15 protein-coding genes and 1 pseudogene are annotated in these 22,479 nt (G+C 68.0%); 7 read left to right on the top strand and 9 right to left on the bottom strand.

The window, feature by feature from the left end:
* The 7 genes from ABD223_RS22485 to ABD223_RS22455 all read right to left on the bottom strand — a co-directional run.
* Window positions 1-505: beta-L-arabinofuranosidase domain-containing protein (locus ABD223_RS22485; protein WP_344038343.1), on the bottom strand; the 505-nt coding region annotated here is incomplete at its 3' end.
* A gap of 382 nt (window positions 506-887) precedes the next feature.
* Window positions 888-3,497, bottom strand: coding sequence for a CBM35 domain-containing protein (locus tag ABD223_RS22480; protein ID WP_344038342.1), 2,610 nt, complete (start codon window positions 3,495-3,497; stop codon window positions 888-890).
* Window positions 3,498-3,845: 348 nt separating this feature from the next.
* Complete coding sequence (locus ABD223_RS22475) at window positions 3,846-6,413, bottom strand: hypothetical protein (protein ID WP_344038341.1); 2,568 nt, start codon at window positions 6,411-6,413, stop codon at window positions 3,846-3,848.
* 23 nt (window positions 6,414-6,436) lie between these two features.
* Complete coding sequence (locus ABD223_RS22470; protein ID WP_344038340.1) at window positions 6,437-7,783, bottom strand: ABC transporter substrate-binding protein; 1,347 nt, start codon at window positions 7,781-7,783, stop codon at window positions 6,437-6,439.
* 34 nt (window positions 7,784-7,817) lie between these two features.
* Window positions 7,818-8,708, bottom strand: a complete 891-nt coding sequence (locus tag ABD223_RS22465; RefSeq protein WP_344038339.1) for a carbohydrate ABC transporter permease — start codon at window positions 8,706-8,708, stop codon at window positions 7,818-7,820.
* 11 nt (window positions 8,709-8,719) lie between these two features.
* Window positions 8,720-9,607, bottom strand: coding sequence for a carbohydrate ABC transporter permease (locus tag ABD223_RS22460; RefSeq protein ID WP_344038338.1), 888 nt, complete (start codon window positions 9,605-9,607; stop codon window positions 8,720-8,722).
* Window positions 9,604-11,685 carry an alpha-galactosidase gene (locus tag ABD223_RS22455; protein WP_344038355.1) on the bottom strand — a complete coding sequence of 694 codons (2,082 nt, stop codon included), beginning with the start codon at window positions 11,683-11,685 and terminating at the stop codon, window positions 9,604-9,606. Before ABD223_RS22455 ends, ABD223_RS22460 begins: the two co-directional genes overlap by 4 nt.
* Before the next feature lie 263 nt (window positions 11,686-11,948).
* On the opposite strand from ABD223_RS22455, the gene ABD223_RS22450 reads away from it, so the two are divergent.
* Complete coding sequence (locus tag ABD223_RS22450) at window positions 11,949-12,977, top strand: LacI family DNA-binding transcriptional regulator (RefSeq protein WP_344038337.1); 1,029 nt, start codon at window positions 11,949-11,951, stop codon at window positions 12,975-12,977.
* A 4-nt stretch (window positions 12,978-12,981) separates the two neighbouring features.
* Here ABD223_RS22450 and ABD223_RS22445 read toward each other — a convergent pair whose 3' ends face one another.
* Entirely contained in the window at window positions 12,982-13,257 is a 276-nt protein-coding gene (locus ABD223_RS22445) for a hypothetical protein (RefSeq protein ID WP_344038336.1), read from the bottom strand.
* 489 nt (window positions 13,258-13,746) lie between these two features.
* Here ABD223_RS22445 and ABD223_RS22440 point away from each other — a divergent pair, with 489 nt between their 5' ends.
* Complete coding sequence (locus ABD223_RS22440; protein WP_344038335.1) at window positions 13,747-14,733, top strand: winged helix DNA-binding domain-containing protein; 987 nt, start codon at window positions 13,747-13,749, stop codon at window positions 14,731-14,733.
* 55 nt (window positions 14,734-14,788) lie between these two features.
* Here the strand turns inward: ABD223_RS22440 and ABD223_RS22435 are convergent, their stop codons facing one another.
* Window positions 14,789-17,671: a carbohydrate binding domain-containing protein gene (locus tag ABD223_RS22435; protein WP_344038334.1), complete on the bottom strand. Its 2,883-nt coding sequence runs from the start codon at window positions 17,669-17,671 to the stop codon at window positions 14,789-14,791.
* Between the two features lie 947 nt (window positions 17,672-18,618).
* Between ABD223_RS22435 and ABD223_RS22430 the strand changes: the two genes are divergently transcribed.
* The 5 genes and pseudogenes from ABD223_RS22430 to ABD223_RS22410 all read left to right on the top strand — a co-directional run.
* A complete protein-coding gene (locus tag ABD223_RS22430) occupies window positions 18,619-18,849 on the top strand; it encodes a hypothetical protein (RefSeq protein ID WP_344038333.1) in 231 nt (76 codons plus the stop codon).
* Window positions 18,850-18,866: 17 nt separating this feature from the next.
* Window positions 18,867-19,361, top strand: a complete 495-nt coding sequence (locus ABD223_RS22425) for an integrase core domain-containing protein (protein ID WP_344038332.1) — start codon at window positions 18,867-18,869, stop codon at window positions 19,359-19,361.
* Between the two features lie 68 nt (window positions 19,362-19,429).
* Window positions 19,430-19,630, top strand: a complete 201-nt coding sequence (locus ABD223_RS22420; RefSeq protein WP_344038331.1) for an ArsR/SmtB family transcription factor — start codon at window positions 19,430-19,432, stop codon at window positions 19,628-19,630.
* Window positions 19,631-19,804: 174 nt separating this feature from the next.
* Entirely contained in the window at window positions 19,805-21,787 is a 1,983-nt protein-coding gene (locus tag ABD223_RS22415; protein ID WP_344038330.1) for an ATP-binding protein, read from the top strand.
* Between the two features lie 91 nt (window positions 21,788-21,878).
* Window positions 21,879-22,312 (top strand): annotated as a pseudogene (locus tag ABD223_RS22410) (transposase family protein); the annotation flags it as partial.
* Window positions 22,313-22,479 lie beyond the last annotated feature (167 nt).

Here is a 22,479-nt window from a genome sequence, read left to right as displayed (position 1 = left end):
GCTCCGAGCCCACGCCCGCGCGGGCCGCGGCCACCGCGGCCTGGAACAGGTGGCCCGCCACGTACAGCTCGTGGCTGCGGTGCAGTTCCCGCCACCGCCGGTCCGGCTTCACCGCGGTGTAGTAGGAGTTGAGGTAACCGTCGTCGCCCTGCGCCTTGGCCAGCAGGGCCACGGTCGAGTCGAGGAACGCGGCGAGCGTGGCGTCCCCGGGTTGCCGTGCCAGGTGCCAGGCCGCGGCTTCCAAGGTCTTGTGGACATCGGAGTCGGCGAACCACATGTTGCGGAACCCGCCGGACTTCTCGCCCGTGACCAGGCGGAGATTGTCCAGGGCACCGGAGGCTTTCAGCTGCTTGACGCAGTGCGGCAGCGTGCGGGTGGCGTTGCGGTGCTGCCACTGCCCGAACAGGCTCTCCGGCTCGAAGGCGACGTCGGCCAGCGCGACCGGGCACAGCGCGGGCTTGGCCGCCGCGGTGGGTCGCACGGGGCCGTGGTGCAGGTCAGTCATGGGGATTCCTTGTCAGCCCATAAGCTCAGCCCTTGAGGGCGCACGAGGTCTAACCGCGTACAGAATGCCGTTGCAGCGCGAAGACGCCGATGCACGGGATCGCGGAGGTGCCGGGCCCGCTTGTAGCGCCTGGGACGAGCTGCGCATCATGAATAGCCCGAAGGGCAGCCGGCGAGGGTGTCGGTTGGGTCGAGTGCCGTATCGCCGAACGCCGCGCGCTCTCGGACAGACAGCCTGCAGTCGCGTCAGGGCGCGTTCGAGTGGTCTTGGTCAACGAAGTTATCGTTCCCCCTGTGGTGTGAACCTGGAGCGGGCCGTGCTGGGGCACCGGTGGCCCGGCCGGGTTCTCACCCGGCCGGGCGCTACGGGATCAGCCTGGGTGTCAGGACCTGGGGGTGACCGAGTTCCCCGCGACGAGCGGGGTCAGTTGGACCCAGTCGACGTTGGGTCCCCAGCCGGTGGCGTTGCCGAAGGTCAGCGCGCCGCTCGCGGTGGTCAGGTCGAGCGGTGAGGTTTCCGCCCAGAACCCGTCCCAGGTGTAGTTGTGGCGGTACGGGGCACGTGTCGTGCGGCCACCGGCCTCGGTGGCGTCGAGGTACCTCGTGATGGCGTCGGTGTTGTACGCGTGGCCGGTGTTCTTCTCGGCTTGGGCGTAGGCGACCGTCAGGTTGTACTGGCCCGCTTCGCGGGTGCCGTCGGGCCGGGACACGGTCAGGGTGCCGCCGTTGCCCAGGTAACCGACGTAGGAACCGCCCGAGGCCCAAGGACCGGAGACGACGACCGCCGGCCCGCCCAGCTGCCCGCTCTCGGCCTCGAACCGGACCGCGCGCCGGTCGGCGCGCCGGTCGCGGACCTGGGTGAGCGTGCCCAAGACCAGCGGGGTGCGGCCCTCGTTGGAGAGCATCACCTCGGTGATGCCCGCCTTGAGGTGCACGGTCGTGCTGCCCGTCCACGCCCCGGCCCGCTTGGCGGTCATGTCGCCGCCGGTGACGCGGCGGTCGGACAGGGTCAGGCCCACGGCACTGTGGCCTGCGCCGAACCACGTGGGCGACAACGTGTAGTAGCCGTCCTCGGCGGCCGAGACGTAAGTGGTCACGGTGTCACCACGGCCCAGGACCACCGCGTTAGGTGCGAGGGCCCGCAGGGCGCGGACCCCGCGGTCGATCGAGCCGCCGGATCGGCGCGAGTCGATCAGCTGGTAGATCGCCTTCTCCGGACCGGTGACCTCGGTGAGGTCGAGGCGGTCCAACGTGATGTTCGACGGCTCCCCGAGGAAGCCGCTGGGGTCGCTGGTGCGCAGGGAGATGCGGTGGCGGCCGGCGGTGAGCTGGATCGGTGTATCGAGCCTGCCGCGGTAGAGCCAGGTCAGGGTGGCGGGGAAGGTGAGGTTGGAGTGGTGGGCGTCGTCGACGTAGAGAGCTTGCTTGCCGACGAACCCGCCGGTGCCGTACAGCACGCCGAGCTGGTACGTCCCGGTGCGCGGTACGTCGACCTCGACGGTGACGCGGGAGCCGGCGTTGTTCATGAAGCCGACGTCTTTGCCGCCGGACGTGGTGTAGCGCCAGCCACCCGGGTCCGTCTGGTCGGCGACCGCAGCGTTCTCCACGATGCCGGATTCGGCTTCGTAACGCGAAGTCCACGGCGTATTCACGGCCGGAGCGGGTGCGAGGCCCGCCGGAGTGAGGATCACCTGGTAGGCGGCCAGGGGGTCGCCGCCGGGGACCTTGACAGTGATCTTGCCGTCGGAGACCCGGACGCGGGAGGAGGCCACCACCGGGGGCTGTCCGGCGTCGCCTTCGTAACCGGACCACGTGGTCTTGGACACGCGCACGTCGACGTGATCGCCGAAGCTCTTCCGGTCGATGCCCGTGACGGCGACGTCGACCGCATTGGCCGTGCCGCCGAGCAGGACGGTGGCCTTGCGGTCGGTGCGGTTGAGTGTCGCCAAACCCTGCAACGTGTCGCGGGTGCTGGGATTGGGCGGGGTGACGCGGACGGTGTCGCCGGACAGGTCGGCGTACCACTTGGTCAACCACCAACCCCCGTTGGCACGGCCCGCGCGCACGGCGTGGTCGCTGAGGTTGCCCGCCAGCGACCAGTACGCCATCTGCCCGTCGACCTTGGTGTCCTCCAGCATCGTGATCCACTGGATCAGTCGACCGGGAACGGAGGTGTCACGACGGTTGGCGTACTCGGTGATGTTGATCGGCAGAGGACCGATGCCCAGGGACTTCTCGAGGTTGCGGTAGTCCTCGAAACGACCGCGATAGCCGGTGAGGGAGTCCGGGCTGAGCTCGTGCCAGTTGATGATGTGCGGCAGCACGTCGTTCGCCTTGGCGTACGACAGGAAGTCGCGCATCCGGTCGTGGTTGTACCAGGAGTCACCCGGGCCGTCGATCCGCGCGTTGGGCAGCACGGACTTGACGGTGCGGTAAACCTTGGTCCAGTCGGCGAGGAACTTGTCCTTCTTCGTGGCCCAGTCGGCGTACCAGATCCAGTCCGGCTCGTTGAAGATCGTCCACACGAACCGGTCCCGATCCGGCCGCGCAGCGACCTTCTCCAACTGCGGGCGCAACCGCGCGATGTAGTCGTCGATGCCCAGGTCCTGATAGGGCCAGGCACTGTAGATGTCCTGCGAGTTGATGTAGACGTCGGTGCCGCCGGAGGCGAAGAACTCATCCGCCACCACCAGCGCGTCACCATTGGGGTGCTGCTCCCCGTCCGGCGGCTTCTGCGCGATGGTACGGGGCTTCATGCCCGCGATCAGGTCACGGGACGGCACACCGGGATCGCCCAACCCGTACAGGATGCCCGTGGCACCTCCGTGGAACCCCCCGGTCGAGGAGGCGAGGTCCACGTTTAGGGTTTCGGCGGCGGCTGTGGGTTGGGCGGCGGCTGTCGGTGAGCCGGGTAGCGGGGACAGGGTGGCCGCCGCCAGCGCGGCGGTCACCGCGCCGATGGTGGTCCGGAATCTTGTCGATCGGTGTCGCATCGGTGCTCCAAGTGGAGTGGTTACCGGGACAGGCGTTGACCTGCTCGTCGGCCTGGGTCGACGAGCAGGGTCGGATCAGGTGGACTGCGCTGCGTCGGTCGCCGGTCCCATGACAGCGGACATACCCAGGGCGTGGTCGATGACCGGGAAGAGGTGTCGCTCCTTTCCTCGAGAGGGCCGGGTGAAGGTGCTCGACCTGCCTTCGGGCATGCGTCTTTACGGCTACCGGTGCCGGTGTGGATGGCGTCGGTCAAGCCGTTGACGACGGTGGTGTGTTACCCGAAGGGCAGGTCGGGTGGGAGGCCCCGGCCGGAGGGAGAGGCCGGCCGGGGCTTGTCGGGGTGGTGGTCAGCTCGCCGGGGTCACGGACTTCGCCACGAGCAGCGGGGAGAGTTCGATCCAGTCGACGTTCGGGGCCCAGCCGGAGTTGTTGCCGAAGGTGAGGGCGCCGGTGGACGTGGTGAGGTCGATCGGGGAGGTCTCCGCCCAGAACCCGTCCCAGGTGTAGTTGTGGCGGTAGGGGGCGCGGGTTGTCCGGCCGCCTGCCTCACTGGTGTCCATGTACCTGGTGATCGCGTCGGTGTTGTAGGCGTGGCCGGTGTTCTTGTCGGCCTGGGCGTAGGCGACGGTCAGGTTGTACTGGCCGGCGGTGCGCGTTCCCTCGGGGCGCTGGAGCGTGAGGGTGTTGCCGTTGCCCAACCACCCGACGTACGCGTTGCGCGACGCCCACTGGCTCCAGTCGACCCGGGTTGCGTTGGTCAGTTGTCCGGTCTCGGCCTCGACGGTGACGGACCGTTGGTCGGTGTCGGCCGCGCGCACCGTGGTGAGCGTGCCCAGGGTGGCCGCGGTCGACCCGTTGTTGGTCAGGGTGACCTTGGTGATGCCCGCCTTGAGGTTGACGGTCAGCGAGCCCGCGTACGTGCCGCTGCTCGCCGCGGACAGCTCGCCGCCGTTCACCCCGCGGTCGGACAGCGCGACGTCGATCCTGCTGCCGCTGCCGGACGTCCACCGGGTGGACAGGGTGTAGTAGGCGTCCTCCGCCGCGGACACCCAGGTGGTCGCCTTGCCTCCGGGGTTCAGGGTGAGGGCCTGAGGTGACTGCAGTGCGGCGGGCGGGGTGTGGACGACGGCGCCGCCGGTGCGGCGGGCGTCGGCGAGCGGGTAGGTGGTCTTCTCCGGGCCGGTGACCTCGGTGAGGTCGATGCGGTCGAGGGAGATATTCGACGGGGTTCCGATGAACGCTCCGGGGTTGCTGGTCCGCAGCGAGATCCGGTGCGTGCCCGCGCTGAGTGTGACGGGGGTGTCGAGCCTGCCCCGATACCCCCGGTTCAGCGTCGCGGGGAAGACCAGGTCTTGTCGGTGGGCGTCGTCCACGTAGAGGGCCTGCTTGCCGACGAAGCCGCCGGTCCCGTAGATCACCCCGAGGCGGTAGGTGCCGTCGCGCGGGACGGTGGCGGTCACGGTCACCCGCGAGGCGGCCTTGTCCATGTTCCCGACGTCCTTACCGCCCGAGGCGGTGTACAGCTGCGCGTCATGGTCATGCGTCTCGACCACGGCGTTTTCGACGGTCCCGGACTCGGCCTCGTGCTGGGCGGACCACGGCACGTCGTCCGCCGCGGCCGCGCCGGTCCCGGCGGGGGTGATGCTCACGCGGTACGCGGCGAGGCGGTCGCCGCCGGGGACGGGGATCGTCACCCGACCGTTCGCGACGGTGAGGCGGGAGGCCGCCACGACGGGCGGCTGTCCGGCGTCGCCTTCATAGCCGGAGAAGGTGGCCTTCGACACGCGCACGTCGACCGTGCCGCCGAACACCGCGGTGTCGATGCCGGTGACGGCGACGTTGACGGGCTCGGCGGTGCCGCCGAGCAGGACGGTGGCCTTGCGGTCGGTGCGGTTGAGTGTCGCCAAACCCTGCAACGTGTCGCGGGTGTTCGGCCGGGGCGGGGTGACGCGGACGGTGTCGCCGGACAGGTCGGCGTACCACTTGGTCAACCACCAGCCGCCGTTGGCACGGCCCGCGCGCACGGACTGGTCGCTGAGGTTGCCCGCCAGCGACCAGTACGCCATCTGCCCGTCGACCTTGGTGTCCTCCAGCATCGTGATCCACTGGATCAGCTGACCGGGAACGGAGGTGTCACGACGGTTGGTGTACTCGGTGATGTTGATCGGCAGAGGACCGATACCCAGGGACCTCTCCATGTTGCGGTAGTCCTCGTAACGACCGCGGTAGTCGCTCAACGAGTATGGACTCAGCTCGTGCCACGTGACGATGTGCGGCAGCACGTCGTTCGCCTTGGCGTACGACAGGAAGTCGCGCATCCGGTCGTGGTTGTACCAGGAGTCACCCGGGCCGTCGATCCGCGCGTTGGGCAGCACGGACTTGACGGTGCGGTAAACCTTGGTCCAGTCGGCGAGGAACTTGTCCTTCTTCGTGGCCCAGTCGGCGTACCAGATCCAGTCCGGCTCGTTGAAGATCGTCCACACGAACCGGTCCCGATCCGGCCGCGCAGCGACCTTCTCCAACTGCGGGCGCAACCGCGCGATGTAGTCGTCGATGCCCAGATCTTGATAGGGCCACGCGCTGTAGACGTCCTGCGAGTTGATGTAGACATCGGTGCCGCCGGACGCGAAGAACTCATCCGCCACCACCAGCGCGTCACCATTGGGGTGCTGCTCCCCGTCCGGCGGCTTCTGCGCGATGGTCCGCGGCTTCATCCCGGAGATCACGTCACGGGACGGCACACCGGGATCACCCAGCCCGTAGAGGATGCCGGTGGCACCTCCGTGGAAGGCGCCGGTGGAGGAGGCCAGGTCGACAGTCAACGTCTCCGCGCTCTGGCCGGTCGCGGTCGTGGGTGTCAGGGTGGACAGGGCCAGTGCAGTGGCGGCCGCACTGACCGTGATTCGGTGTCTCATCGGAACTCCGCTCTGAGTTGCGATCACTTGAACAGGGCGTTGACCTGCTCGTTGGCCTGCGTCAACGAGGACGGGTCGGCTTGGAAGGAGAGCACCGCGTCGATGGCGGGCCCCATGATCGAGGCGATCTCCGGCGCGTGGTCGGTGATCGGGTAGAGGTGGGTCGCCTTCTCGTCCAGCGGCCGGGTGAACGCGGTGATGTCGACGTTCTTGGCGGAAAACGTGGTCTGGGCGATGTCGAGCGCCTCGGGCAGCGCCGGGAAGACCACGGCCTTGTCGCCGACGGTCTTCTGGCAGTCGGCGGAAGCGAGGTACTTGACCCACTTCCAGGCGCCGTCGCGGTTGTCGGTGCCGGTGTAGATCGAGTCGGCCAGGCCGTTGAAGATGCTGGCGCGCTTGCCGGAGGGACCGGTCGGGGTAGGCGCGACACCGACCTCGACGCCGTCGTAGCCGAAGTAGCTGTTGATCATCCAGGAGCCGTTGGTGCTCAACGCGTACTTGCCCGCGCCGAATCCGTCGTTGACGCTGGTGCCGGAGCGGGAGACGGCAAGGCTGGGCAGGTAGCCCTTCTCGATCAGGCCGCGGTACCAGGAGAGGGTCTGCTGGAGCCGGGGGTCGTCGTAGTTGAACTTCGTGCCCCACGGATTCTTGTCCGTGTACTGCCAGCCGGTGCTCAGCGCGTACATGCTCCACATCTGCTGGCCGACGCCCGCGCCGTTGTTCTCGTCCATGCCCAGGCCGTGGACGGCGACCTTGGTCTTGTCGAAGCCGGGCTCGTCGCCGCGCTTGCCGTTGGCGTCGACGGTGAGGCGGGCGATGAGCTTCTCGTAGGTGCCGCCGTCCTGGGGGTTCCAGGTGAGGTTGGCCAGGTCGGTTTCGGCGACGCCCGCGTCGGCGAGCATCTTCTTGTTGTAGAACATCCCGACGGTGTCGAAGTCCTTGGGCAGGCCGTAGCGCTTGCCGTCCTGGCCGACCCACAGGTCCGCCAGCCCTTCCGGGTAGACGTCGGTGCGGACCTGGTCCTTGGTGACGAACTCGTCCAGCGGGAGGATCTGGTTCTTGCCCGCGTAGGTCGGGTAGTAGTTGAGGTGGTTGGTGAACACGTCCGGGGCGGTGCCCGCGACGAGCCCGGTGGTCAGCTTGTTCCAGTAGTCGGCCCAGCCGAACTGCTCGACCTTGATCTTCGTGTCGGGGTTGGTCTTCTCGAAGTCGGTTGCGCAGGCCTGGTAGGCGGGCAGCTGGTTGGCGTCCCACAGCCAGTAGGTGATCTCGTTCGAGCCGCTGTCACCGCTTGGTGCGCCCGCGCAGCCGACGAGCGCGAGGGGCATGGCGACGGCCAGGGCCGCCAACTTGGACAACTTGTTGTGCACGGTGAACTCCTTTGTCGCACCCGCGTCCGGACGGCTACTTGATGCCGGAGAACTGGATGGAGTCGACGATCCGGCGCCCGAAAGCGACGAACAGCGCGATGACGGGCAGCGCCGCGAGCAGGGTGGCGGCCATGAGGCCCGCCCAGTCGGGACTTCCCTGCGGCGTCTGGGAGCGGAACACGCCCAGCGCCACCGTGAGAACACGGACGTTCTCACCCTGGCCGACCAGCAGCGGCCAGAAGTACTCGTTCCACGCGGTGATGTAGGCCAGTAGCGCCAACGTCGCCAGCGGTGCGCGGCTCATCGGCAGGATGATCCGGAAGAAGATCCTCGGGTGCCCGGCGCCGTCGATGCGCGCGGCCTCCTCGACCTCGCGGCTGATGCCCAGCAGGAACTGACGCATGAAGAACACCGCGAACGGCGTCATGAAGAAGAACGGCAGCACGATCGCCGCGTAGGTGTTGAGCAAGCCGAGGTCGCGCATCAGCACGAAGTTGGGCAGCGCGGTGAAGATCGGCGGGATCATCAACGCGGTGAGGAAGGTGAAGAACACCGCGTCACGCCCGGGCCAGCGCAGCCGCGCGAACGCGTAGGCGGCCATCGAGCTGAACAACACCTGCCCGGCCGTGATGACCGACGACGTCACCATCGAGTTCAGTAGATAGCCCCAGAAGTCGATCGACGCGCCTGAGCCGCCCTGCGCTCTGGCCTCCTCCAGCGACGCCAGCCCGAGCACGCGCTCGAATGCGCCCAGCGTGAACCCGGCGGGCAGCAGCGAGTCGGCGTTCGCCGCAAGCATCCGGTTGTCTGACAGGGAGACGCGCAGCATCCAGTAGAACGGGAACAAGGTGATCAGCACCAGCAGGCCCAGCACGGCCCAGCCAAGCGCCCGCCGCCACTTCGGGCCGATCGTGGTCGAGGTCATCACCGGCTCCTTCAGTCCAGGTCCGAGCTGCCCGCGCGCAGCAGGCGCAGCTGCGCCACCGCCAAACCCGCGAGGATCAGGAACAACACGACCGACAACGCGGCCGCGTAGCCGAAGTCGAACTGCTGGAACGCCTTCTCGTAGATGTAGAAGTAGATGACGCGGGTGGCGTCCACCGGGCCGCCCTTCGTGGTGACCGCGACGGTGTCGAAGATCTGGAACGATCCGATCACCGTCAGCACCAGCACCATCGCCAGCACCGGCCGCAGCAGCGGCAGCGTGACGCTGCGGAAGACCCGCCACTCCGACGCGCCGTCGATCGCCGCGGCCTCGTACACCGATCTCGGGATGGCCTGCAGCCCGGCGAAGATCAGCAGCGCCGTGTAGCCCATGTGCCGCCACACGTTGACCAGAGCGATGGTCGGGATGGCCGTGGAGGTCTCGCCGAAGAACGCCACCGGGTCCACGCCGACCCACGACAGCAGCGCATTCACGATGCCGAGCTGGGCGTCGAGCATGTTGTACCAGACCAGCGCCACCACGACGTTGGCGATCAGGTAGGGCAGCAGCAACACCCCCCGGACCAGGGACGACTTGGTCAACCGGTGCATCAGGACCGCGATGAGCAGCGCCACCACCGTTTGCACACCGATGTTGATGACGACGTACTCGACGGTGACCAGCAGCGCGTTGCCGAATCGGGCGTCGCCGAGCGCGTCGCGGTAGTTCTGCGTGCCTACCCAGTTCGGGGCGGCCAGCAGGCTGTAGTCGGTGAAGCTCAAGTAGAACGTCTGCAACGCGGGCCAGGCGTAGAACAGCACGAATCCGAAGCCCGCGGGCAGCAGGAACAGCAGTGCCGGCCGGATGTCGCTGCGGTGGCGGGTGCTGTGGGCAGTCATACGCTCGCCTCCCGCACCACGTGCAGCAGCAAGGCCTGTTCGGGGTGCATCGGTGGCATCTGCAAGCCCACCTCCGCGAGCTCCCGGCCCGACAGACGGGCCCCGGTGGACAACCACGGGACCTGCACCAGCGCCGTCGACAACGGAAGACCGGTGTGGTCGACGGGACGGACGGCGAACCGGCTGTCGGAGGGCAGGCCGGGCAACGTGACCCTGCCCGGCGAGGTGGTCGTCCCCGACGCGATCCGGACGACGGCGAACAACGCCTGCGTGTCGTCGTCGGACACCACACCGTTGACCAGGGTCGCCGGGTCCGGCGAGTCTGCCCGCACGACCCGTCCTCGGTGCAACCACCCCCGCACCTGTTTGTAGAACCGCACCCACCGCGCCAAGTCATCCAGTTCCACCGGATCGGCCCTGACGAGGTCCCACTCGATGCCGAAGTGGCCGAACAGCGCGGTGATCGTGCGGAAGGACAGGTCGTGTCGACGTCCTGTGATGTGCGACCTGGTGGCTCCGACGTGCGAGCCCACCAGTTCGGGCGGCAGCAGCAGCCCTGTCCAGCGCTGGATTCCCTGCCGATCCAGCGCGTCGATGCAGTCGCTGGCCCACACTCGGTCAGTGCGTTCCAGGATGGCCAGGTCCACCCGCGACCCGCCGGACGAGCATGACTCGATCTCCAAGCGCGGGTGCCGCGCGCGCAGTTCGTCCAGCAGTCGGTACACGGCCAGCGTCTGGGCGTGCACGGCGGGGCGACCTGTGCGTGAGTCGCCCGCGTCGACCAGGTCGCGGTTGTGGTCCCACTTGAGGAAGGCGATCCGGTACTCGGTCACCAGGGCGTCTAGGCGCTCCAGCACGTAGGCGTACGCCTGCGGACGCGTCAGGTCAAGCACGTACTGCCCACGCACCAACGGCGGACGGCGACCACCGGTGGCCAGAATCCAGTCCGGGTGCGCCCGCGCCAGGTCGGAGTCGGCGCTGATCATTTCCGGCTCCACCCACAGCCCGAACTCCATGCCCAGCGAGCGCACGTGCTCCGCCAGCGGGTGCAGGCCGTCAGGCCACACCCGCTCGTCGACGTACCAGTCGCCCAGGCCCGCGGTGTCGTCGCGCCGGTTACGGAACCAGCCGTCGTCCAGTACGAACAGCTCCGCGCCCACCTCCGCACCCCGGTCGGCCAAGGCGCGCAGCCGGTGCAGGTCGTGGTCGAAGTACACCGCTTCCCATGTGTTGAGCACCACCCGCCGCGGACCGCCCGGGTGGTGGGGCCGGGACCGCAGGTGGCGGTGGAAGCGGGCCGACAGCTCGTCCAACCCGTCGCCAAACGAGCCGAACACGTCGGGCGTCGTGTAGGACTCCCCCGGCTCCAGCCGCACCTCCCCCGCCAGCAGCAGCTCACCGCCCCCGATCACGGCTTCACCGGTCGGGACCCGCTCGGCGTAGGTGCGGTGGTTGCCGCTCCACGCGACGTGCACCCCCCAGACCTGCCCCCTGCGGAACCCGAAACCGCTCTCCCCGGCCACCAGGACCAGCGTCGCGTCCGACCCGGTCCGACCACGCCGACCGTCCCGCACGTGCGCCTCCACGCCGAACGGTCTGCGCTGCGGCGTACGTTCCCCGGCCCAGCGTCCGGTGAGGTCGAGCAGCTCCGTTGCGCGTGAGGGCAAGGGCAGGGCCAGCACCAGCCCGTCGAGCGTGTAGGCGGCGTCGCCGATATTGCGCACGGTGGCCCCCAGGCGGACCAGCCCCACCGCGGTCAGGCCGACTTCCAGGTCCAGGGCGAGACCGGCCTCCACGTCGACAGCCCGGACCAGGCACGAACCACCGTCCTCCACGACCCGGTCGACGGTGAACAGCGGCGACCAGTCCCGGCCCTCGCGGTGCCCCCGCAAACCGGGCAGTCCCGGCCACGCGGTCGCGTGCTCCGGTACCACCGCCACTCCGCTGGGGATATCGGTCGAATTGGGCACCACCGCCGGCACGCTCGTCGACGCCAACGCGTCCAAGCTCGCCTCGGGACCGAGGTCGGCACCCCAGTGCAGGATCTCCGGCAGCCCGGAACTCTTGCACCGCAGCACCAAGCTCACGCCGTCGGCTCGCAAGTGGACGATTCGGCCGACGACGCCGACCCGGTCGACATCCGGTGCGGGGACCGGTGGGGCGGTGGACACACAACCTCCATGCGGTGAAGCGCTCGTCACATTTAACGTTCCATGGACGATGTCAGCCGTGAGCGCGGCGGGTCAACGGCCACCACGGTCACGAGCACGTAACATTTAACGTTCCATGTGCTCGAGCCGTCACATACGGTGAATGATGTTCTGGGACGAGGAGGTGACCTGTGCTCAAGGCCGGCATGGAGCAGGGACGGCGGCGCGTCGGCATCGTGGACGTGGCCGCAGCCGCGGGCGTGTCGCGGCAGACCGTGTCCAACGTCCTCAACGGCCGCGACGAGTACTACTCCGCCGCGACCTACGAGAAGGTGACCAGCGCCATGCGGGCCTTGGGCTACCAGCCCAACCGCGCCGCGCAGACCCTGCGCTCACGACGCTCCATGCAGATCGGCTACCACATCTTCGGCGAGCAGCTTGACCGGGCGCAGGGCTTCACCCTGCACTTCCTGCTCGCCCTGGTGAAGGCCGGCTCCGACGTCGACCACCAGGTGCTCGTCTTCACCCACCACCACGACGACCCGCTCGGCGTGTTCAAGGACCTCGTCGCCCGGCACGCCGTCGACGCCGTGGTGCTGTCCGAGTCCGGTGTGGAGGACGCGCGGGCCCGCTTCCTTGCCGACAGCAACATCCCCTTCGCCTCCTTCGGCCGCCTCGCCCCGGACCTGCCCCAGCACTGGGTGGACGTCGACAACGCCGCGGGCATGGGAGCGATGGTGGACCTGCTCGTCGCCGAAGGTCACCAGCGGTTCGCCTACCTCGGCACCGACGGCGACCAGTACTGGAAGGCCGAACGCCTCGACGGTTTCCTCCAACGCCTGTCGCACCACGGCCTCCGCCTACCCAAGACCTCGGTCTTCCTGGGCCCCGACCAGGGCATCCGCCGCCGCGCGCAGCAACTGCTCACCACCAAGAACCCACCCAGCGCCATCGTGACCAGCAGCGACGCCGTCGCCGCGACCGTCCTCAGCGTCGCGCACTCCCTGGGCCTGCGGGTCGGCACCGACGTGGCGATCACCGGCTTCGACGGCGGCGCCGTCGGCCTGGTCACCGAACCCACCCTCACCACCGCCCGCATCCCCGTCGAGCGCATCGCCCGCGAGCTGATCGCCCGCTGCCTACGCCAGGTCGAGCACGGCCACGACGGCGAACCCGGCCTCCTCCTACCCACCGACCTGGTGCGCGGCGGCAGCGCCTGACAGGTCACGAGGCGAACGAAAGGGAGGCTGACCGGCACGTTTTGCGTTGTTCTTCAACAACTTTCTCCCTGCGGCCCCACAGTGCGGTGAGGATCGAATGTTCGGCTTCGGCGGCGATCGAGAAGTAGACCTTCCGCTTGTTGTCGTCAAGGGTGGGGCCGAGGCGTGCGGCTTGGGCGACCTCGATCAGCGCCGATGCGATCGTGACCGGTTGCTCGCCTGCACGACGACGGTACTGTCGGTTCACCGCCGACGCGCGCCGGGCGTCGTTCCGCTCCACCACACCAGCCTTGCGAGCACGCCAGGCGATTCGGCCGCCCGCACCCGTCCACCATCCTGGCCGGCAGGGGCCGAATCGGCTCCACCGCGACCTCCCAAAGCGTCTGTCACGACGGTATTCTGACTTCCGGCGCGAACACCATCTTTTGCCTTCGGCACAACTGATCCGGCCCACCACGCCGTCAGCCCGAGGCTGTGCCTCGACAAGGGACCCATCACAACCCCGCAGTCAGCGCGCGTGCGCAATCGCTCCACCGTCACGCGGTGCGCACCCGGCACGTCCGGCGAGGAGAACCCGCCTACCGCAAGGGATCGGTGACGTCTTGAGTTCCCACAACCTGCGAAGAACCCGCCAGCGGCTGAGTGTGACCGCGCCGGCTGCGGCTCTGCTGCCGGCGACGACGGTGGTCCCGGCCATCGGCGCCCACACAGGACAGCGCTACCGTGTCATCCGCGCCGTTCCGACCCGCACGATGGACACGGCGCCGAGATGACCGCCGACAGGGCAAGAGCGCTGCGTATGCGGGCACAGCGACTGACGACGCCCGACCGCTCACTGCTCGGGCTGCTGCGCGACGTGCTTGCCGTGCAGGCACAGGACCTCGCCGCCGCCGGGCTCGCGGTGCGGGCTCGCACTACCGGCGTCACGCCCGCCGAGCTCGCCGCCGCGCTGAACTCCGGTGATGTCGTGCGCACCTGCGCCATGCGCGGTGCGGTGCACCTGCTGCGGCGCGAGGACGTGGGCTGGTTGGTGGCACTGCTCGGCCCGGTGAACCTAGCCCGGTCCCAACGCCGCCGACGGGAACTCAGGCTGACCGACGAACTGTGCGCGCGGGCGTTGGACGCACTGCGGGAAGTGCTGACCGAGCCGCTGACCAAACCTCAGGTCGCCGCCCGGCTCGCCGAGGCGGGCGTGGTGCTCGACCCGACCACCGAGATGGTGTCCTACCTGCTCGCCTACGCCGCGAACAAGGGCGTGCTGTGCGCGGGCCGGTCGACCTACCGATTGCTCCCCAGGTCCGACCGGATCCCGCCAGGTGCCGCACCGCGCGGCGTCGCGAGGTTGGTCCGCCGGTATCTGAAGGCTTACGGTCCCGCCACGGTCGAGGATTTCGTCGCGTGGAGCGGGTTGCCCGCCGCCGAGTCGCATGCCGCGTTCCCGTACGACGAATTGGTGCATGGCGAGCACGGTTGGCAGCTGCCGGCCGCCGACGCCCCCGATCTCGACGGCACGGTGCGGCTGCTCGGCCCGTTCGACACGTTCCTGCTCGGCTACCGGGACCGCGATCTGCTGCTCGACCCGGCGCATGCGCCGCTGGTGCAGGGCGGCGGCACACCGGTACCGCACGTCGTGGTGGACGGCCAGGTGCGCGGCACGTGGGGGCGGCCTGACGGCCGGGTGGTGGTGGAGCAGTTCGGCTACATCCCGGTGTCCGAACTCCACGCCGAGGTGGAGTCGGTGCTGGCCTGGCGCTGAACCAGTGGGATCCGGCGGGCGGGCGGTGGGGAGAGGCACGCCCGCCCGCCGGAAGTCACTTCAGGTAAGGGCCGTCCGCGCCGACCTTGCCCGGGGCCGGGTTGCCCGGCAGGTCCAGCACGTAGACCCGTGCGTTGCCCTTGCCGCCGGGGTTCGCGGTGAGGCTGCCGCCGGTGACGGTCTTGGTGTCACCGGTGACGGCGTCGCGGTAGGTCCCGTTGGGTACGCCGGTGAACGTGGCAGAACCCGAGATCGCGACCAGCGCGAAGCTGTCCACCGCGCCGGAGGTGTAGCGGCGCTTGAACGCCATCCCGCCGGACACGCCCTCCGTCGAGTACTGGCCCTTCTGCAGCGCGGGCACCGCACGGCGGATCTGGTTGAGCCGCTGCACGTGCTTGACCAGCGGCTTCTGCAACGTGGTCGCCACCGTGCCGGACGCGAACGACACGACGCCGTAGTCCGACGCCGTCACCGAGCCCGCCAGGTGGTCGCCGTAGTACGCCCGCCCGGTCGTCGCCAACGGGCAAGTCGGGCCGCAGTCGATCGGCTTGCCGGCCTGGAACTCGATCTCCGAGCCGTAGTAGAGCGTCGGGATGCCCCGGAACGTCCACATCAGGCTCATGTTCTCCGCCCACGCGTCCGTGCCGCCCGCGTAGCGCACGCTCGACTTGTTCGGCCCGAAGTCGTGCGAGTCCACGTAGGTCACGTTGTAGGTGGCATCGTTGGTGGAGTCGTCGGAGTCCTTCGCGTTCCAGAACGCGTTGTTCGCGTCGCCGAAGTTCATGTGCATGCGCATGTCGATGATGTTCATGCCGGAGAACTTCGAGTGGTCCGGCGCGTGGTAGGCGTTGCCATCGAGGAACGCGTTACGGCTCGTCGGCTGCCCGCCGGTACCCTGGGCCTGCTCGTAGTCGTACTGCTCCAAAGCAGCGGTGGCGTCGTCGGCGCTGTAGCCCCGGCGTTCCTTCCAGGTGAAGAACTGCGCCGAGTGGTTGACCGAGCCGCGGTTCCACTTGTCGTTGACGAACGCGGCCACCTCGCCGAAGACGAAGAAGTCCCGGCCCTTGTCGCCGAACCTGGCGGTGGCGTGCTGTTGGATCGCGGGCAGGAACCGGCGGTTCCAGGTCACCCTGGGGATGTGCACGGCGGTGTCCACGCGGAACCCGTCAACACCCATGTCGATGAACCGGTTGTAGGCGTCGATCAGGTACTTCTGCACGATCGGGTTCTCGGTGTTGAAGTCGGCCAGGTCGTCGTGCAGCCAGCAGGACCGGGAGTCCTCGCCCTCCCAGTTGCCGATCCAGCAACGGTGGTAGAGCTGGGCCGGGAACATCCCCGAGGTTGGGCTGGGCCACTGGCAGTTGTAGATCCGGTAGCCCTCGGGGCTGCTGTACTGGGTGGGCTTGCCCCAGTCGACGCACGTATTGCCGGTCGGTTCGGTGGTCGACCACAAGTCGCCGTTGTAGTAGGACTTGCCGGTGTTCGGGTCGATCGTCAGGCCGTCGTACTCGAAGCCCTGCACCGGCTGGTCGTAGTGCCAGCTCCACTGGTTGTCGCGAATGCCGAAGACCTTCGCCTGGAACAGGCCCTTCGCGCCCCACCGCGAGCTGTGGTTGTAGACCACGTCCTGGTAGATCTTCAGGCCCTTGGCGTGCGCCTTGTTGATCAAGTCCTGGTACGACGCGCCGGGGGTCTCCAGGCGGGGGTCGACGCGGTAGAAGTCCCAGCCGTGGTAGCCGTGGAAGTCGTAGTCCGAGCGGTTGAGCACGACCGGCGTGATCCAGACCGCGGAGAAACCCAGGCCCTTGATGTAGTCGAGCTTGTCGACCAGGCCCTGGAAGTCGCCCCGGAACATCGGATCGTTGTTCGCGGCGTTGCCCGAGCGCACGTGCTGGCTCCCGCCCCGGTTGTTGGTGCTGACGCCGTCGTTGAAGCGGGCGGTCATCACGAAGTAGATCGAGTCCTCCCGCGGGTCGCCGCCCAATGGCGTGCCACCCGGTGGCGCGGGCGGGGCGTCGCCGGTCGTCACGGAGGCTGACGCGGTGGCCGCGGACTTGTTGCCCGCTGCGTCGTAGGCCTTGAGCGCGTAGGTGTATGTCGTGTTCGCGGTGAGCGGCCCATCGGCGAAACCCACCGTGCCGGTGTTGCGCACGACCGTGCCCAGCGCGCCGCCGGTGCGGGTGATCTCGTAGCCCGCCACCGCGACGTTGTCGGTGGACGCGGTCCAGGACAACGACACGGTGAGCGCGGACGCGGCGGCCCGCAGGTCGGTGGGCACGCTCGGCGCGATCGTGTCCTGCGGGGCAGGGGGTCCGCAGGGATCGGTCGCGGCCGGCGTGACCACGCCGTCCTTTACGGTGCTGCGCCCGGTCCGCAACGCGTAGTCGGCACCGTTGTTGTTGTCCCACTGACCGGAACCGTTGTTGAATGCCGCCTTGAGACCCGAGGCCTGGCCCAGATCCACCGAAGCGCGAGCCCAGTCCGCGCAGACCTGCTCCATCGCCACACCCGGCACCGCGGTCCACGTGCCACCGGTCGGCTGGTAGTGGATCCGCGTCGAAGTCCAGCTCCGGGACTTGGTGAAGTAGTAGACCTCGGCGTTGTTCGTCGGTCCCGGATCCGGATCGGGTTCGGTCCCGCACGGGTCGCCGACGCCGGTCACCCCACCCGCGACAGTGACGGTCCCGGTGCCCAGGCTGTAGTTCCGCCCGTTGTTGTTGTCCCACGTGCCCGAGCCGTTGTTGAACACCGCAACCAGGCCGGTGGCGTCGCCCAACGACACGGCTTTGCGCACCCAGCCCGCGCACGCCGCCGGTTCCATGCGTTCGCCCGGCACGGCCGTCCACGGTCCGTTGCGCGGCTGGTAGTGGATGTTGGCCGCCGGCCACCCCGAAGGCAGCCGGTAGAAAACGGTCGTGGTGTTCGCCGCCGTCGTCACGGCTGGTCGTGGCGTCGAGTCCTCGGCAAAACCACTCGGCGCGGCCCAGCTTGCTGCGGCCGCAGCCGCAGCCGCCAACAAGGCTGTGAGCCGTCGTGAACGTGCTCGCATCATCGCTCCCATCACGCACCTTTGCGCAAAGTGCTGCAACTGTTTGCAGGGTAAGCTGGCGGCTACAGACTGACAACGGCGTGAAGAGCAGTTACGTAAGACGATCTTTGAAAAAGTTTGCATCAGTGTGTCCGAACCGGCAGCACGGTGCTGGTCGGACCGCCGTCGGTGCACTCCCGGTGTTGGTGATGGGTGGCCAAGCGCGCCAACTGGTGGAGGCGATCATCGCCTGGCGTGGAACCCGGGAAATCTGCCCGTGTGCGCGCGGATGCCGTTGTGCCGGACGTGGCTCGCGCCGGTCGACCTCGCTGAGTAAGTAGCCGTTTCCGAGTTACTGGAGGGTCGAGCTATGACCTGGCGTCCTGCACGAACACTCCGGCGGGTCCACAATCAAGTCCGAGTCCCAGCGCGCGTAGACAAGAGGAAGGCTGTGGGGTTTCAGGACTCTGCACTGAGGCGCTGAGCTGCGGCGATCGCGCACCACGTGCCGCAGGAGCATCATCGTGAGGCGTGGCGCTACGACTGCTCTAACTGATCTTCGTCCGGGTCGTCGGCTGGTTGGTTCTGCTCGGCCGGTCATCGGCTGCCAGGGACGTGGAGCTGCTGGTGCTGCGACACGAGGTCACCGTGCTGCGCCGGGCCAACCCCCGCCGCGACTGGACTGGGCCGATCGTGCCGTGCTCGCCGCGTTGGTGCGACGCCTGCCCGGCTGGTTACGGGGACACCGGTTGGTGACGCCGGGCACCGTCCTGCGATGGCACCGGCGACTGGTCGCGAAGAAGTGGACTCACCCGAACCGGATCGGGCGCCCGCCAGTCGACGATGCCGTAGTCGCGTTGATCGAGCGCATGGCCCGGGAGAACACCGGCTGGGGCTACCGCAGGAACCAGGGCGAGCTGCTCAAGCCCGGCCACCGGGTCGCCGCCTCGACCGTGCGCCGCGTGCTCAAGCGCCTACGCATACCGTCCGCACCCGAGCGCGACAGCCACACTTCGTGGCGGCGGTTCCCCCGCACTCAGGCCGCGAGCCTGATGGCCTGCGACTTCTCCCACGTCGACGCGCCCTGACCCTCAAGCCGGTCTACGTGTTCTTCGTGATCGAGGTCGCCACCCGCTACGTCCACATCCTCGGCACCACCACCAACCCCGACGGAGCATGGACCACCCAACAGGCCCGCAACCTACTCATGGACCTCGGCGACCGGGCAGACGACTTCCGATTCCTCATCCGCGACCGGGCCGGCCAGTTCACCACCTCGTTCGACGCAGTCTTCTCCGACGCAGGCATCCAGGTCGCGAAGATCCCACCACGGTGTCCACGAGCCAACGCCCACGCCGAACGATTCGTCGGCACCGTCCGACGCGAAGCCACCGACCGACTGCTCATCATCAACGCACGCCACCTGCGAGCCGTGCTGGACCACTACGTGAACCACTACAACCACCGCAGACCACACCAAGCCCTACAACTCGCACCACCACAACCAGACCAGCCGATCGCAGAGCCAGGCTGCACGTCGATACGTCGACGACCAGTCCTCGGCGACCTGATCAACGAGTACGAGCCCACAGCAGCGTAACCGCAGGTCAGATAGTGTGACCGACTTCTGGCACCCCACAGGAGTTCACCGACAACACCGAGCTCACCGTGGGCCAAGTTGCCGAACGAGCAGGCATCGCCCACTCCATCGCCTCCGAGCAGCTCTCCCTGCTCCGCCAAGGCGGCCTGCTCACCTCACGCCGCGACGGCAAGACCGTCTACTACCGCGCCAACCCACCCGGCATCACCACCGCGCTCGCCGAACTCCAGCAACACCTCGGAACGTGCTGCCCGCCTCATCCGGCATAGGAATGACTCAGACCAAGCGAGCATGTCCCCTACCCGTCTGTCCCGTGCTCCGGCGCAGCGGTTCGTGAATGCCCGCTCACATCCCGTGCGTTCGCGCCGCCACCTGGTCGCACGCGCTGCTGCACACGGGTGGTTGTGCGTGCGGATGTGTGACTGTTCACGCAGGATTTCCGGATGGTGTGGAAACAGGTGCACACGGGACGGGACTTCCTGGGCAGACAGACCTACACCAAGGCGAGCGCCGTCGATGCGATCAGCGAGCTGGTGTGGAACGGTCTCGATGCCGAAGCCGACCAGGTCGACATCGACATCGAGACCACGACAGCCGGGCCCAGGGAGCTGCGGTACGTCACGCGTGTCATCGTGACCGACAACGGCCACGGCATGGACCGCGAGCGGGCGGAGTCGGCGTTCCTCTCCCTCGGTGACTCGTGGAAGCAGTCGCTGAACCGTCGCACCGTCAACAACAAGCGTGCCTTGCACGGCGAGAAGGGCGTAGGCCGGTTCTACGTCTATTCCATCGGTGGACATGCTCGCTGGACCAGCGTAAGCGCGAACCCCGATGGTGCGGGCAACAGCAGGGTCGAGGTCGTCGGGGAACAGCATCGGTGGGAAGGATTCTCGATCGAGGACCCCGTTCCCACCGACGAGCCCACCGGCACACGAGTGGTGATCCACCCAGAACAAGGCCGTTCCAACACCTCGCTGCTGCGCGACGACTTCGCCCTTCAGCTCACCGCGCGTCTCGCGAGCCACTTGTTGGCCAACTCCGACATCGTGGTCCGCGTGAACGGCTTTGCCCTGGCCCCCTTGAGTTTGATCGAGGGCGGGCCGTTCGACGTCCTTCTGGATCAGATTCCGGCTGGGCAGCTCAACGGGCACGAGGTGCCCAAACTGACGATCGTGGACTGGACCGACCGCATGGGCAAGATCCCAGCGCTGATGCTGTGCAACGAGAACGGCATGGCATTGGTGGCCGCGGACCACCCGAAGGCGAACGCAGCGGTCAAGTCGACCGGCTACCTCTGCTGGTCCGGTTTCGTCGACTCGCCGGCCGACCTGGCTCTCGCCCACGTGTACCACCACGACCTCCTGGAGGAGGCGACCAGGGTCTACGAGGAGCACGTCCGGGAGCGCCTCGACGCGACCACCGCCACGGTCGTCGCCCGGCTGCAGGCCGAAGGCATCTACCCGTATCCGACCGATCGGGTGGACGACCCAATCCTGAGCGTCGAGCGAGACATGTTCGACCTGGTCGCCGTGACCGCCCGGGGCACATTGACCGGCGGCAACCGCCAGCAGCGGGAGATGAACTCCCGACTGATCAAGCTGGCGTTGGAGGAGCGCTCGGAGAGCCTGAACGCCGTGCTTGCCGCGACGCTGGAGATGTCGCACGACGAACAGGACCAGCTGGCCTACATGCTGCGCCAGTCATCCCTCGGCCACATCGTCGGTGCGGCCACCGAAGTCACTCGACGCGTCGACCTGATCCTGGCGCTGCGGCAGGCCATCTACGGCAGTGACATGCGCAGACGGATGCGCGAGGTCGACCAGCTACACCCGTTGGTCAGGGACAACGCGTGGCTGTTCGGTGAAGCGTGGCGGCTCAGCCGCAGTGAAGCCGGTTTGACCACCGTCCTCCGCGATGCCGTTCACGACGACGCGCTGCTCGAAGCGGATCTTCTTTCGTCGGGTGGTCAGGTTCTCCGTGACAACGGGCGGGGCGGCCGGTTGGACCTGGTGCTCCAGAGAACAATCCATACTCCGGGACTGCAGCACCGACTCGTGATCGAGCTGAAGCGCCCGAGCGTTGCACTGGGCGACAAGGAACTGAGCCAGGTCCGTAGCTACGCGCGAGCGCTGAGCAAGAGCGCGGCGACCGGGCGGGGCAAGTGGACCTTCTGGCTGGTCCGCGCCTCTATCTCCGAAGAGATCGAGGACGAGGTCAACCAGACCGATCGCGAGTGGGGTCACGTCACCAAACAAGCCGACTACGACATCTACGTCACCCAATGGGGACAACTGCTCGACAACGCGGCCAAGCGCCTGGAGTTCTACCGCGAGCAACTCCGCTACGACATCAGCCAAGAGGAAGCCGTCACCCGAGTGCGTGAACGCCACTCAGCCCTACTCCCCGACGAACAACGCTCCGCTTAGTATTTCAGCCGCGCTTAGTGATCATATTACTCTAAGGGATGTCACGTGACTCGGTGATCGGTCGCCGGGCTGGATCGGGGATCATGATCGGGTGCAGGTGATTTCGGCGTCCCGGTCGGAGTGGATCGTACCGTTCACGGGCTTGCAGCCCGGGCAGTTCCGCAAGTTGGTGCGGGTGGTGGCCGAGAAGGCGGGGACGCGATCGCGGACGGGCGCCCCGGCAGGCAGTGGCGCCTGGACCTGGCCGACCGGGTATTGCTGCTGGCCACCTACTGGCGTACCAACCTCACGATGCGGCAGCTCGGGCCGCTGTTCGGGGTATCGCACGCCGCGGCGCACCGGGTCATCGACACCGTCGCCCCACTGCTCGCCCTGGCCCCGGTGAAACGCCGCCGGATCGACCAGGTCGCGATCGTGGACGGCACCCTGGTGCCCACCCGCGACCACCGCCTGGCCGCACGGTCGAAGAACTACCGCCACTCGACCAACCTGCAGGTCGCCATCGACGCCGACACCCGTCTGCTCAACCAGTAGCAACGACAGGGCTGCGACCGGTCCTTCAGCTCGAATCGTTGATCACGCAATCAGCGACATAACCGCTCATTTGACAGACCGTCCTCGCCAGGGTCAGGGCTTCCTGCGGCGTGGGCAGTTAGAACGGCCCGGCACAGCTGGTTGTGGGCGGTGCGAGC

Source organism: Saccharothrix xinjiangensis, assembly GCF_039527585.1.
In the GTDB taxonomy this organism is placed as follows: domain Bacteria; phylum Actinomycetota; class Actinomycetes; order Mycobacteriales; family Pseudonocardiaceae; genus Actinosynnema; species Actinosynnema xinjiangensis.
Note: the sequence above shows the minus strand (reverse complement) of the source record. Positions and strands in the feature narration are given on the sequence as shown.